At 71.3% G+C, this 13,429-nt stretch carries 12 protein-coding genes; 3 read left to right on the top strand and 9 right to left on the bottom strand.

Annotated elements, in window-relative coordinates:
• Positions 1–22 precede the first annotated feature (22 nt).
• Positions 23–1,690 carry a methyl-accepting chemotaxis protein gene (locus tag ABD205_RS03010; protein WP_344042262.1) on the bottom strand — a complete coding sequence of 556 codons (1,668 nt, stop codon included), beginning with the start codon at positions 1,688–1,690 and terminating at the stop codon, positions 23–25.
• A 257-nt stretch (positions 1,691–1,947) separates the two neighbouring features.
• On the opposite strand from ABD205_RS03010, the gene ABD205_RS03005 reads away from it, so the two are divergent.
• Both ABD205_RS03005 and ABD205_RS03000 read left to right on the top strand, forming a co-directional pair.
• A complete protein-coding gene (locus tag ABD205_RS03005; RefSeq protein WP_344042260.1) occupies positions 1,948–2,226 on the top strand; it encodes a hypothetical protein in 279 nt (92 codons plus the stop codon).
• 107 nt (positions 2,227–2,333) lie between these two features.
• Positions 2,334–4,814 carry a DUF7933 domain-containing protein gene (locus ABD205_RS03000; protein WP_344042258.1) on the top strand — a complete coding sequence of 827 codons (2,481 nt, stop codon included), beginning with the start codon at positions 2,334–2,336 and terminating at the stop codon, positions 4,812–4,814.
• A 114-nt stretch (positions 4,815–4,928) separates the two neighbouring features.
• Here ABD205_RS03000 and ABD205_RS02995 read toward each other — a convergent pair whose 3' ends face one another.
• The 6 genes from ABD205_RS02995 to ABD205_RS02970 all read right to left on the bottom strand — a co-directional run bounded on the left by ABD205_RS02995 (position 4,929) and on the right by ABD205_RS02970 (position 10,880).
• The gene (locus tag ABD205_RS02995) at positions 4,929–5,624 is read right to left on the bottom strand and encodes a class E sortase (protein WP_344042256.1); all 696 of its coding nucleotides are present in this window, start codon (positions 5,622–5,624) and stop codon (positions 4,929–4,931) included.
• Entirely contained in the window at positions 5,621–6,973 is a 1,353-nt protein-coding gene (locus tag ABD205_RS02990; RefSeq protein WP_344042255.1) for a glycosyltransferase, read from the bottom strand. The genes ABD205_RS02995 and ABD205_RS02990 overlap by 4 nt, the downstream gene beginning before the upstream one ends.
• Positions 6,974–6,981: 8 nt before the next feature.
• Positions 6,982–7,140 (bottom strand): hypothetical protein, encoded by a 159-nt coding sequence (locus ABD205_RS02985; RefSeq protein WP_344042253.1) that lies wholly within the window; start codon positions 7,138–7,140, stop codon positions 6,982–6,984.
• Positions 7,141–7,273: 133 nt separating this feature from the next.
• The gene (locus ABD205_RS02980) at positions 7,274–9,142 is read right to left on the bottom strand and encodes a Na+/H+ antiporter NhaA (protein WP_344042251.1); all 1,869 of its coding nucleotides are present in this window, start codon (positions 9,140–9,142) and stop codon (positions 7,274–7,276) included.
• 28 nt (positions 9,143–9,170) lie between these two features.
• Positions 9,171–10,337 (bottom strand): acyl-CoA dehydrogenase family protein, encoded by a 1,167-nt coding sequence (locus ABD205_RS02975; protein ID WP_344042249.1) that lies wholly within the window; start codon positions 10,335–10,337, stop codon positions 9,171–9,173.
• 195 nt (positions 10,338–10,532) lie between these two features.
• Positions 10,533–10,880, bottom strand: a complete 348-nt coding sequence (locus tag ABD205_RS02970) for a hypothetical protein (RefSeq protein WP_344044447.1) — start codon at positions 10,878–10,880, stop codon at positions 10,533–10,535.
• Between the two features lie 43 nt (positions 10,881–10,923).
• Here ABD205_RS02970 and ABD205_RS02965 point away from each other — a divergent pair, with 43 nt between their 5' ends.
• Positions 10,924–11,364, top strand: coding sequence for a MarR family winged helix-turn-helix transcriptional regulator (locus ABD205_RS02965; protein ID WP_344042247.1), 441 nt, complete (start codon positions 10,924–10,926; stop codon positions 11,362–11,364).
• Here the strand turns inward: ABD205_RS02965 and ABD205_RS02960 are convergent.
• Together ABD205_RS02960 and ABD205_RS02955 are read right to left on the bottom strand one after the other, a co-directional pair.
• On the bottom strand, positions 11,361–12,572 hold the full coding sequence (locus ABD205_RS02960) for a hypothetical protein (protein ID WP_344042245.1): 1,212 nt from the start codon (positions 12,570–12,572) through the stop codon (positions 11,361–11,363). The two genes, ABD205_RS02965 and ABD205_RS02960, sit on opposite strands and share 4 nt — an antisense overlap.
• A 1-nt stretch (position 12,573) precedes the next feature.
• Positions 12,574–13,422: a 3-hydroxybutyryl-CoA dehydrogenase gene (locus ABD205_RS02955; protein ID WP_344044446.1), complete on the bottom strand. Its 849-nt coding sequence runs from the start codon at positions 13,420–13,422 to the stop codon at positions 12,574–12,576.
• Between the last annotated feature and the right edge of the window lie 7 nt (positions 13,423–13,429).

Here is a 13,429-nt window from a genome sequence, read left to right as displayed (position 1 = left end):
CGACGTCCCCGGACATCACCGTCTAGCGCCCGGCTCCGCCGGCCGGCTGCACGGTGAAGCGGCCGACCAGCTGTCCGAGGTCGTCGGACAGGCGGCCGAGCTCCGCGGCGGCCCGCTGCGTGCGCGCGACCCCCTCGGAGGTGGAGCCGGCGGCGAGGGCGACGCCGGAGATGTTCGAGGCGATCTCGCCGGAGCCGGTGGCGGCCTCGGTGACGTTGCGGTTCATCTCGTTGGTCGTCGCGGTCTGCTCCTCGACCGCCGAGGCGATGGTGGCCTGGAAGTCGTTGATCCGGCCGATCACCTCGGAGATCTGGCCGATCGCCTCGACCGCCCCGGTCGTGTCGACCTGGATCGCCGCGACCCGGTCGGAGATGTCCTCGGTCGCGCGGGCGGTCTCGTGGGCGAGCTCCTTGACCTCGTTGGCGACCACGGCGAAGCCCTTGCCGGCGTCGCCGGCGCGCGCGGCCTCGATGGTCGCGTTGAGCGCGAGGAGGTTGGTCTGCTTGGCGATCGAGGTGATCACCCTGATGACGTTGCCGATCTCGGTGGAGGACTCGCCGAGCTTGGCGACGGTGCCGTTGGTGCGCTCGGTGGTCACGACCGCCTCGGAGGCGACCCGGGCCGCCTCGGTGGCGTTGCGGGCGATCTCGCGGATCGAGGCGCCCATCTCCTCCGAGCCGGAGGCGACCGTGTGCACGTTGTGCGAGACCTGCTCAGCGGCTGCGGCCACCAGCTGGGCCTGGGCGCTGGTCTCCTCCGCCGCGGCGGACATCAGGGTCGAGGAGTCGGCGACCTCGGCCGCCGATGCGGCCAGTGTGTCCGAGGTGTGCCGGATGCCGCTCACCACGGTCGCCATGTTCTCCACCGCCGTGTTGAGCGCCCCGGCCATCTGGCCCGCCTCGTCGCGGTAGCGGACAGGGACGCGCACGGTCAGATCGCCGGCGGCGACCTCGAGCAGGCCGGTGCGGACGCGCAGGAGCCCGCTGATCAGCGTCTGCGAGACCCGCCAGGCGAGGAACGCGCCGAGCAGCAGGGCCAGCAGCGCGACGATGATCGTGGTGCGCTGGGTGGCGGCGCGGGTGTCCTCGATGGCGGCCTTGCTCGCGGCCGTCTCCTGGCCGACTGCCTCGCGCAGCTTGTCCAGGGAGGTCGCGATCGCGAAGAAGATGTTCCACTTCGGCCCGCCCGAGACATGGTCGCCCTGGTCGAGCTTGCCGGCGCGCCAGAGCTTGAAGATCTCCTCGTTGTAGCCGATGAACTGCTGCCACTGCGACTGGATGTCGGCCAGCGCAGCCTTGCCCCGGGTGTTCAGGTCGGTCGGCTTGAGGCCGAGGATCTCGTCCTGGAAGCCCTTGACGCCGTCGGTGTAGTTCTTGACGTTGTCGCCGTCGGAGGCCGCTGCCACGGCGCCGCCGTCGGTGCGCGCCTTCCACGCCGTGATGTTCTGCCAGTTGGCCAACCAGAGCAGCTGGTAGCGGCCGCGCTCCACCTGCTGCTGAATGGCCACCGCGTAGCTCCAGTCGTGCTCGCGCCTGTCCACCGTGCTCGACCCGTGCATGGCGGTCCCGGTGACGACGGCGATGCCGAGGAAGAGGACGGCCACGATGGTGAAGATGCGCACCCGCAGGCCGAGGTCGTGGAACGACCGCCGCCGGCTGCCGGTCCTGGAGTCTGACGTCGAACGCTGCATCGTGATCCTTCTTCTTCCCATCGGTGCCGACTCCGGTGATCGGACAACCGGGATCGCATCGGTCCCGCCGCCTGGGACCTGAGCCGCTGGGACCTGAAGTGGTGCCAAAAGAGGCCGGCGACGTTCGTCAGATGTGGTGCCTCAGCATCGCGCTCGTCCCCGCGCCGGCCGGAACCGAAGTCGCCGTCCCGCGTGATGCACCACGGCCGAGTCGTGTCATGCATGTGATGGGGACTTTCGTGACAGGGGGCGGATCCATGTTCGAACCAGAGCGACGGCGTGGGGCAGAGGACCGTGACGCCGTGGTCGAGCGGCTCGTCGACGGCATGGTGGCGGAGGCGGTGGCCGACATCGACAAGCCGCACGTGCTCGTCAGCTTCGAGCCCGTGAGCGGCACGACCTTCATCACCGGCCCGTACGTCAACGCGCTCGAGGCGCTCGGGGCGGCCGACAGGGAGCGGGTCAGCGACGAGGTCGAGTTCGCGGGGCAGGTGCCTCGTACCCATGTCGTGATGCGCCTGCTCGTCCCGCTCTGAAGGGGTCCGGGCAGGCGGGTGGTGCAAATTGTTCCGCCTTTCGACGTCATGACCCGACCCCCAGGTCTGTCTCTCCTGAGTACGGACACTGCTTTACGGGGGGACTCATGTTTCAAGCTCGCGTCGACCGGCGCGTGCGTCGCAGGTTCTTGCTGCTGCTGAACCTGCTCGTCGTCGTCGCCACGGCATCCGCCGTGGTGCTGGCGAACGCACCCATGGCCGAGAACGACGGGGCCGCGCAGGACGTGCTGCGACCGGTCGTCGCAGGGGTCCCGGCGCCGGGCGTCCCCGTCTACTCCGAGGACTTCTCCAACCAGAGCGCGACCTCGTCGGCGATCTCGATCCTGAACTACACCGGCGGCGCGGCGGCGGCGAACCAGACCTACACCGCCGACGCGCCGTACACGCCCGCGGGCAACCAGTGCAACGGCTGGATCGTCAACTCCGCCACGCCGCTCCCCGCGTCGGACGCCGGGTGTGCCAACAACCAGCCCAACGGCTTCGCCGAGATCCGGTCCATGGCCGTGCAGCTCGGCCTCGCGCAGGGCCAGAGCGCAGCGGCCGCGGCGAACAACCAGGCGTTGTCCGAGTACACGAACGCGCCGAACGGTGCGATCGCGGCCGGCACGGAGTTCAAGACGCTCCAGAACAACGCCATCCCCGCGATCCCCGGCCACTACTACGCGGTCTCGGCCTACTTCGCCGAGGTCAACTGCTTCGCGGCACACGCGAAGGAGACGTTCAGCCTCATCATCAACGGCACGCCCACCGTGCTCAGCACAGGTCTGGACCCGTGCACCACCAACCTGCCCGGCGTCCAGGTGACGAAGCTGCAGTCCGCGGCGATCCAGATCCCGGTCGGGACGACCGCGTCCCTCGGCCTGTCGCTCTACAACGCGACGACGACAGGCTCGGGCAACGACGTCGCCTTCGACCTGCCGCAGATCGTGGACGTGACGCCGATCGTGGACAAGTCGTTCTCGCCGACCCTGGTCGAGCCGGGTCAGACCTCGGTGCTCACGCTGACGATCACCAACACCTCCGACCTGATGGCGAAGACGGACTGGGGGTTCGTCGACAACCTGCCGGCGGGGCTGACGCTCGCGAACACGACGTTCGGCGGCACCTGCGCGCAGAAGGCGGGCGCGGCCTTCACCCGCACCGGCACGGCGGGCGGCTCGACGATCACCGTCACCGGCGGTGACCTCGCCCTCAACGACACCTCCTGCACCATCACGGCCAACGTCACCTCCGCCACCGAGGCGACGTACACCAACTCGCCGACGTCGAACATGACGCTCACGGGCCTCATCCCGGGTGCCCCGGGCACGGTCCAGTTCCTGGCCCCGCGCATCAAGCTGGTCAAGGCGCTCGGCTCGGCGCGGGCCAAGGCCACCGACCAGTTCACCGTCGCGATCCGGACGGGCTCCGGCACCGGCACGCAGGTCAGCAGCGCAACCAACGCGACCACGACAGGCACCGGCGCGACGGTCACTGCCGGGACGGGCACGACCGGCACGTACGTCGCGAGCTCGACCAAGTCCTACTTCCTGACCGAGTCGGGGGCGGGCGCGACGGACCTGTCGCTCTACAACACGACCTTGACGTGCGTGGACTCGACCGGCCGGACGACCGGCCTGCCGACGAACGTCGCCTACACGGGCAATGAGTCGATCACGCCGGCGGTCGGTGCGAACATCACCTGCACGCTGACCAACAGCGCTGCGTCGCCGACGATCAAGCTGACCAAGGCGCTGGGCAGCGCACGTGCGGCTGACACCGACCAGTTCACCGTCGCGATCCACACCGGCTCCGCGACCGGGCCCCTCGTCAACCCGACGACGAGCTCGACAACGGCCGGGACGGGCAACGCCGTCAGCGCCGGGTCCGGCACCACCGGGACGGTGACCGCGACGGCGGGCACGACGTACTACCTCACCGAGGCGGCGTCCGGCACGACGACGCTGGCCAACTACACGAAGACCGTCACGTGCACCGACGCGTCGGGGATCCAGACCGGCCTGCCGACCAACGCCGCCCTGGGTGCGTCGCTGCAGATCACGCCGGTCGCCGCCGCCCGGATCTCGTGTGTCATCACGAACACGGCGGTGCGCGCCGACGTCTACCTGCACAAGGTCGGGCTGACCCAGAGCGGGTCCACGGTCTCGCTCAGCGGCTCGCAGTGGCAGCTGCAGCTCGACGCCGGCGGCAGCGCCGGGGCTACGGTCGCGGGCGGCGTCCAGCCCGTCGCGGGGCAGACCGGGGAGTTCAAGCTCGCCGGGCTGCTGCCGGGCACCTACTGGCTGACCGAGACCACCGCGCCCAGCGGCTACCTGCTGCTGGCGCAGCCGATCCGCTTCACCGTGGCGGCCGACGGCAGCGTCAGCCTCGTGGGTGCCACCTCCGCCGCGGTCACGCTCGGGACGGCCACCGGTGGGGCGCCCGAGATCACCGTGCGTGACGCCCGACCGCTCACCCTGCCGCTGGCAGGCGGCAGCGGGTCCACGGGCCTCTTCGCACCGGCCGGCGTGCTGCTGCTCCTCCTGGCCGGACTGGTCCTCGTCGTCCTCAGGAGGCGCTCGCGGTAGCCCGCTGAGATCGTCCGGAGGTCACCCCGGAGATACGCGAAGACCCGGACCTCGAGAGAGGTCCGGGTCTTCTGCGTTCGGCCCTTGGCGTCTGGCGCGTGGCGTCCGGCCCGGTCAGCTCTTCCGCGTCGTGGAGAGGAGATGGCCGAACGCGATCATCCGGTCGTCGGTGTGGACGAGGCTGGCGCACGTCGTGAGCGTGATGAGCCGGTCACCGGCGGCGCGAGGCGGCTGTACGCCGCCCGACGGGTTGTGCGGGCGCGGCTGGATCGTCCACACGGCGCTCTTGTGGACCACCAGGTCGTCGCCGCCGGTGTCCAGGACATAGGTGTAGACCTCGGTCGCGGTCTCGACGACCACCGTGTCCCCGGGCCGGAGCTCGGGCATCGCCCGCAACGGCTCCCCGTGGGTCACCCGGTGGGCGGTGATCGCGTAGTTGCCCACCTGACCCGGCGCGGCGGCTCCGGGATAGTGCCCGAAGCCGTCGGCCAGCACGTCGGCGCCGACGCCCTCGCGGATCGGGACGGCGTACTGCTTGCCGAAGCGGGGGATGCGGATGATCGCGCGCTCCGAGGTGCGAACGCGGACGGGCGCGGTCGTGGGCGTGCTCGCGATCGCGCTGTCGGTCTGCCATCGCCGTTCGATGGCCGCGAGCTCGGTGCGCTGCTCGTGATGGGCGATGGCGTCCGTCGCGGCGTACTGCCACGCCAGGACGGAGCCCGAGCCGAGCACCACGAGAGCGCCGCCGCCGATGAGCACGCGGGACAGGGTGCGGGCCCGTCCCGGTGCTCGTCGGTGGGCGCGGGTCACGAGCGGGCTTCCGCCGGCTGACCGTGGGTGGCCATGTCGTCGGCGGCCAGGACCTCGACGTGGGTGCGGGTGCCCCACCGGGAGTTGCGCAGCGTGCTCAGCGCCCACACGCGGACGACGAGGAGCATCACGATCGAGAGCAGGGCGTAGAGCGGAGCGATGGCCAGGACGCCCCAACGCTCCCACCGTCCGACGTGCCGCCTCGTCACCTCCAGGTAGCGCACGGAGCGCGCGTAGGCCAGGAGGACGGAGTAGAGCAGGTAGGTCGTGAAGATGAACTCCGCGCTCAGCACCGGCCTGATGACCAGCGCGAGCCAGAGCGTCACCGTGAACATGATCCAGCTGGTCAGCTCCATCGCGCTGAACCAGAACGCCGGCCGTCGCGGACCGAGGTGCTGGACCGCCCAGATCGACTCACGGACGAACGAGCGGTTCCAGCGCACCTGCTGGCGCAGGAAGTGGGGAAGGCGCTCGGGAGCCAACGTCCACGCCACGGCGTTGTGCTGGGAGACGACCTTGCCGCGCCTCAGCGCGTAGTTGGTCAGCCGGCGATCGTCGCCGGCGACGGCGGGGCGCCCGAGGAAGGTCTGGTGGGCGAAGTCGTCCCGGTTGTCCTCGATCACGCCGCGGCGGTAGAACGCCAGCGAGCCGCAGACGCACAGGACACTGCCGAGCGTGGACTGCGCGCCACGGTCGACCAGGAAGGCGTTGGCGTAGCGCAGGTCCGTCAGCCTCGTCAGCAGGTTGCGACGGTGGTTGGCCACGAGCACGAGACCGGTGACCGCCTCGACCCGACGGTCCGCGAACGCCTGCAGCCCGTGGAGCAGGGCGTCGGGGTCGAGCACGGTGTCGGAGTCGACGCCGACGATGATCTTCGCGGCCGGGGAGGCGTCGACACCCGTGAGCAGGCCCTCGCGCTTCCCCCGGTTGACCGGCGACCGCAGCGCCACGAGGTCGATGCCGAGCTCACTCGCGCGGGCCTGCAGGCCGACCGCGACGTCGTACGCCGCGGGGTCGGGCGAGCCGTCATCGACGACCACCACCTGCTGCGGCCGACGGCTCTGCGCGAGCAGGGAGTCCAGGCAGGCTCGGAGGCTGCCGGGATCCTCGTTGTAGAACGGCACGACGACGCTGACCGTGAGGTGCCCCATCTCGGGCGCCCGCCCGCTGCCTCGTGATGCGGCCGTGATCGGCCTGTTCAGCATCGACAGCAGCGTGCGGCCGACGAGGTAGGCGAGGAGCACGACGCCGTACCACACCGGTCGTTCGACGTGCCTCGACCACAGCGTGAAGATGATGACCACGATCGCGACGAGGAGGCCGATCGCGAGCGCCCGAGATCTGGACACCCCGTGCCTCAGGCCGCGTCGACGCCGGCGCGTCGGGCGATGCCCGCCAGCGCCAGTCCGGCGACGAGCAGCATCGCGCCGATGGCGACGACCCACCACAGGTCGAGGACGGCAGCGCCCAGCGTGACGCCGCCCAGTCCCGCTGCGGCGAGCTCTTCTTCATACATCGTCCGGGTCCCCCTTGGTCGTGACGGATGAACGCTTCATCCGGGAGAGAGACCTCTCGGGCCCAGGGGCATGACGGGCGTTCGCGTCGGTGGCCACGTGTCCTGCACCACAGCACGACGGGATCGGACGGGGTCAGGTCCGCAGGAGGGCCCGCGCCCGCGCGTCGGCGATCGCGGCGGAGAGCGTCGCGAGGTTGTACGAGCCGTGGTGGCGCCGGCCGTTGATGAAGAACGTCGGCGTCCCCGCCACTCCCGAGAGGTCGGCCGAGTCCATGTCGCGGGCGATGCGGGCCGCGTGCCGGTGCTCGACGAGGTCCTCGCGGAAGCGCCGGAGGTCGAGGCCGAGCTCACGCGCGTGCTCGAGCAGGTCCTGCGGCTCCAGCCGGTCCTGGTGGTCCAGCAGCCGGTCGTGCATCTCCCAGAACATCCCCTGCGCCCCGGCCGCCTCGCTGGCCTCCGCGGCGAGCTGGGCATGCGGGTGGACGTCGCCGAGCGGCAGGTGACGCCAGACGTAGCGCAGGTCGGTCTCCTTGAGGAGCTCGCGTACAACCGCCTCGGCACGGCCGCAGTAGGGGCACTCGAGGTCGCCGTACTCGACCAGCGTCACCATGGCCCCGGCCGATCCGCGCACGTGGTCGTGCTCCGGGTCGACGTCGTTGTGGAGGTCCAGCAGCGGGGTGGCATCGCCGAGGAGGGCTCGTGCCCGTCGGACCTCCGTCCAGCGCGTGGTCCGGGCGAACACGACGACGGAGACCGCGGTCGACACGAGCGCACCCACGAGCACACCCAGCTTGGCCTCCGCGAGCTGCGTCCCCTCGAGCGCCATGTCGGCGACGATGAACGACAGCGTGAAGCCGATGCCCGCGAGGGTGCCGCTGCCGAGCACGCCCGTCCAGCCCACGGCCGGGCGGACCGAGCCGCCGGTCAGCCGCTCGACCAGCCACGACGCGCCGACGACGCCGATCGGCTTGCCCGCCACGTATCCGACGATGATCGCCCAGACCAGGCCGTGCGAGAACGCCGTGCGCAGGAAGTCGAGGTCGAGCGCGAGGCCCGCGTTGGCCAGCGCGAAGAGCGGGACGACGACGTAGCCGGTCCACGGCTGCAGCTTGCTCTGCAGCAGCGCGTTGGTCGACACGCTGCGGATCACTCCGGCCTTGGCCGCCCGCGCGAACTCCGCGGTGGGCTGCTCGCGGAAGCCGAGGAAGAGGCTGCTCGCCTGCTCGAGATCGTCGCGCGAGGGTGCGTACGCCGAGGTCGCCAGGCCGACGACGAGGCCGAGCACGATCGGGTCGACGCCGCTCTCGAGGAGGGCCACCCAGGCGACGCAGAGGAGCAGCAGCGGCACGAGGAAAGGTCGCGACGGGAGCTGTCGGACCAGGGTGACGGCCGCCAGCGCGACGACGGCGATTAGCAGCGGCCGCATCGACACGTGCTCGGTGTAGGCGATCGTCACCACGAGCAGCGCGACGACGTCGTCCACCACGAACACGGTGACGAGGAAGACCCGCAACCGGTCGGGGAGACCCCGGCCGACGACGCTCAGCAGCCCGAGCGCGAGCGCGGTGTCGGTCGACATCACCATGCCCCAGGAGCCCGAGCCGGCGTCGCCGTGGAGCACGAGGAGGTAGATCACGACCGGGACGAGCATGCCGGCCAGGCCGGCCGCGCAGGGGAGCAGGAAGCGGCGCCGCTCGCGCAGGTCGCCGAGGTCGAACTCGCGGCGGGCCTCGAGGCCGACGACGAGGAAGAAGAGCGTCATCAGGCCGCTGTTGACCCACACGCGCAACGGCTCGTCCAGCTCGTGCCCTCCCAGGGCCAGCGAGAACGGCGTCGCCCAGAACGACTCGTAGCCGTGCGCCGAGATCGTGCACCACACGATGGCGACGACCACCGCACCGACGAGCGCCGCGGCGCCGGAGGACTCCGCGGCGGCGAAGGACTTCAGGCCGTTGGCGACACGGTTGGCCCAGGGGGTCGAGGAGTCGTCGTCGTACGCCACGGGCCCATCGTGTCAGGCCCGACCGACGTCAGTGCGTGCTGATCGTCCCCTGGTCGCCGCCGTCCAGGCTGCGGGAGATGACCATCCGCTGGATCTGGTTGGTGCCCTCGAAGATCTGCATGACCTTCGCCTCGCGCATGTAGCGCTCGACCGGGAAGTCCTTGGTGTAGCCCGCGCCACCCAGCACCTGGACCGCGTCGGTGGTGACGCGCATCGCGTTGTCGGTGGCGACGAGCTTGGCGACGGACGCCTCGCGAGCGAACGGCAGGCCGATGTCGCGGAGGTACGCCGCGTGCTGCAGCGTCGCCCTGGCCGACTGGACGGCCGCCTCCATGTCGGCGAGCACGAAGGCGAGCCCCTGGTGGTCGATGATGCGCTTGCCGAACGTCTCGCGCTGCTGCGCGTAGGCGACCGCCTTGTCGAGCGCGCCCTGGGCGACGCCCGTCGCGACCGCCGCGATGCCGAGCCGGCCGGAGTCGAGCGCCGACAGCGCGATGCGCAGGCCCTCGCCCTCGCCGCCGATCAGCCGGTCGCCCGCGACGCGGACGCCGTCGAGCCGCATGGTCGCGGTCGTCGAGCCGGTGAGGCCCATCTTGCGCTCGGGGGTGTCGGCCGTGAGGCCCGGCGCGTCGGCCGGGACGAGGAAGCAGGAGATGTCGCCGCGGCCCTCGCCGGTGCGGGCCATCACGGTGTAGAAGTCCGCGTGCCCGCCGTGGGTGGTCCACGCCTTCGCGCCGGTGAGGACCCACTCGTCGCCGTCGCGCACCGCGCGGGTGCGCATCGCCGCGGGGTCGGAGCCGGCGTGCGGCTCGGACAGGCAGTAGGCGCCGAGCAGGTCGCCGCCGAGCATCTCGGGCAGCCAGCGCTGCCGCTGCTCGTCGGTGCCACGGGTCACCAGCGGGTAGCAGGAGAGCGCATGGACGCTCACGCCGACCCCGACGCTGGCCCAGACGGCGCCGATCTCCTCGAGGACGCGGAGGTAGTCGGCGTACGTGGTCCCGCCGCCGCCGTACTCCTCGCCGTAGGGGAGGCCGAGCAGCCCGGTGCGCCCGAGCAGCCGGAACACGTCGCGCGGGAACGCCTCCTCAGCCTCCGCCTCGGCGGCTCGTGGCGCGAGCTCGTCGCTCGCGATCTGCCGGACGAGGCGGAGCAGGTCGGCGGTCTCCTCGGTGGCGACGACGTGGCGTGCAGGCATGCTGCCACCGTAATACGTGGATGTCCTAGCAATCGAGTCCGCGGACGTCGTACGAGGTGGTTGCTCTGGCCACCGAGTCGTATGACGTCTCGGGCGCCGTCCGGTCGGACGTCATACGAGGTGGCCGTCGGAGCAGCCACCCCGTATGACGTCAGCGGGGTTCGGCGTCAGCGGAGGGCGTCCGGGGGTACGGCGTCAGCGGAGGGCGAACCAGAGGCCGACGAGGCCGGGGAGAAGCCCGAGCGCCAGCCACGGCGCGAAGCGCCTCGCGAACGGTCGGTTGCCGTGGATGAGGATGCCCGCCGCGACCCCGATGACGCCGAAGGCGCAGGAGATGACCGAGAGTCCGATCCGGGCGGCGAGGGCGTCGTCGGGCACGGTGTTCGCGGCGATCGCGATGCCGATCGCGAGGTGGGCGATCGTGAAGACGACGAGCACCGACATCACCCAGCGCTGCACGTTGGTGAGCGAGCGGTCGTTGACGGGCCGGACCGGGTTGTCGGGGTCCATCAGGTGCCGCGGGCGCTTCGGCGGCTGCTGCATGCTCACACTTAGTTTGTACACCAATTATTGGTACGCTCACAACGTGACGACCGAGACACCGAACCCCTTGGCGCTGGACCAGCAGGTCTGCTTCGCGCTCGCGATCGCCTCGCGCAGTGTCATCGCCTGCTACAAGCCGCTGCTCGAGCCGCTCGGCCTCACGCACCCGAAGTACCTCGTCATGCTCGCGCTCTGGGAGAGCGAGCCGCGCCGCGTCAAGGAGCTCGCCGAGACGCTGCAGCTCGACCCCGGCACGCTCTCACCGCTGCTCAAGCGGCTGGAGGCCAAGGGCTACGTACGCCGGGAACGCGACCCGCACGACGAGCGTGCCCTGGCCGTCGTGCTCACCGAGCGCGGCCGTGCGCTGCGCACCGACGCGGAGGCCATCCCGCCCGCGATCGTGGAGCGGCTCGGCATCGACGTCGACGAGCTGATGGAGCTGCACCGGCGGCTGACCGACCTCATCGCCGCCGCGTCGCGCTAGCCCGTCCCGTCCGTGACCCAGATGCGGCCACGGGCGCCGTCGTCGGACAGCAGTAGCACGCCGGCGGCGTCCGCCGCGACCGACAGGATGTGCTCCCCGCCGGTGTCCGGCGCGCGGGTCGGCGTCGCGACCTTCGTCCAGCTGTCGCCGTCGGCGCTGCGCCAGAGCGCGTAGCGGGCACCGTCACTGGTGGTGGCCCAGAAGTCGTCGGCGCCGGAGGTGACGCGCATCGAGAGGCTCGCGACGAACGGGCTCTTGCTCGCGTCCGACGGGAGGTGGCCGAACGTCTCGCCCTCCGTCCAGGTCGCGTGCCGGTGCCAGGAGCCGAACGAGCTGCCGCGCAGGCCCAGCGCCAGCACCCCGTCCGGGGTCGCCACCGCCCGCTCGACGTCGTCGAACTGCAGGCTGCCGGGCACCGTCTCGCGGCTCCAGGTCGCGCCGTCGGGCGACGTCCATGCCTCGGGCTGACGGTCGAGGCTGTCGCCGGGCGCGTTGCCGTTGCCGCCCCCGACCACCACCCACTGCCGACCGTCCCACGCCGCATCCTGCGCGAGGGCGGTGACGGTGGCGTCGTTCGCCAGGCCGGGCGCGCCCTCGTGGATCGTGAACGCGTGGCCGGTCGGCGACGTCCACACGGCCGGGCCGCTGACGCGGTTGCCGGTGATCAGCCAGCCGCCGGCCCCGCCGGCGATCGGTCCGACGTTGGTGGCCTGCTCGCCGCCGTACTGCGTGTAGGGGGCGTCGACGTCGTGCAGACCCGCCGCGTCCTCGTAGAACGTCGTGACGCGCGGGTTGCCGTGGGCGCCGCCCGAGCGCGCGCCGACGACCGCGACAGTGCCATGCGCACAGGCCACGGACGCCAGGATGGCGCGTTGCCCCCAGAACGTTCTCGCGTCGATCGCCAGCGGAGTCCAGGCGCGCCCGTCCGTCGACCGCCAGGCCGCGGGCCGGGAGTCCTGGTCCTGCGTCGGGTGGTCGAGGAAGACGCCGCCGACGACGTACCAGCTGTCGCCGCAGCGCGTCGCCTCTCGCACGGCGATCCGCCCCGACGGGCCGGGCGGCAGCGGCAGCGACACCGCGCGCCAGCGCCGGTCCGGTGCATCGTCGGCGTGTCCGGTGCACGCCGCGAGCGCCGGCGCCAGGCCCAAGGTCAGGGTGAGACCGAGGGCCGACGCCGGCGCGCGAGCGAGCAACCTCCGGAGTCGCACGTCAGTACGCGTAGAACCCGTGGCCGCTCTTCTTGCCCATCAGCCCGGCGTCGACCATCCGGTCGAGCAGCGGGGGCGGGGAGTAGAGCGGCTCCTTGAACTCCTCGTACATCGAGATGCCGATCGCGCGGATCGTGTCGAGGCCGATCAGGTCGGACAGCGCGAGCGGGCCCATCGGGTGGCCGCAGCCGAGCACCATGCCCTTGTCGATGTCGGCCGCGGAGGCGTAGCCGGCCTCGTACATCCGGATCGCGCTCATCAGGTAGGGCACCAGCAGGCTGTTGACCACGAAGCCGGCGCGGTCGGTGGCCTCGATCGGCTGCTTGCCCAGCGTCTCGCCCACGAACGTCTGCATCCGCTGCATCGTCTCCGGCGACGTCGTCAGGCTGGGGATCAGCTCGACCAGCTGCATCACCGGCGCCGGGTTGAAGAAGTGCACGCCCATCACGTGGCCGGCGCGGCCCGAGACGGCGCCGAGCTTCACGATCGGGATGGAGCTGGTGTTGGACGTCAGGATGGCGTCGTCCTTCTCCAGCAGCGCGCCGACCGTCCGGAACAGCTCGAGCTTGATGTCCTCGCGCTCGGAGGCGGCTTCGACGACGAGGTCGCGGTCCTTGAGCTGGCCGAGGTCGGTGGCGAACGTGATCCGCTCGAGCGTCTCGGCGAGGTCCTGCTCGGTGATCTTCCCGCGGCTCTGTGCCTTCTCCAGGCTGCCGCGGATCTTCTGCTCGGCCGCCTTCGCCGCCTCGTCGCTGACCTCGACGACCACGGCGTCGAGCCCTGCGCGCGCGCACACCTCGGCGATTCCCGACCCCATCAGGCCACCGCCGATGACGCCTACCTTCTCGATCATGTCT

The organism is Nocardioides panacihumi, assembly GCF_039530925.1.
Taxonomy (GTDB): Bacteria; Actinomycetota; Actinomycetes; order Propionibacteriales; family Nocardioidaceae; genus Nocardioides; species Nocardioides panacihumi.
The sequence above is the reverse complement of the archived record's forward strand: the minus strand, read 5'-3'. Positions and strand labels throughout refer to the sequence as shown.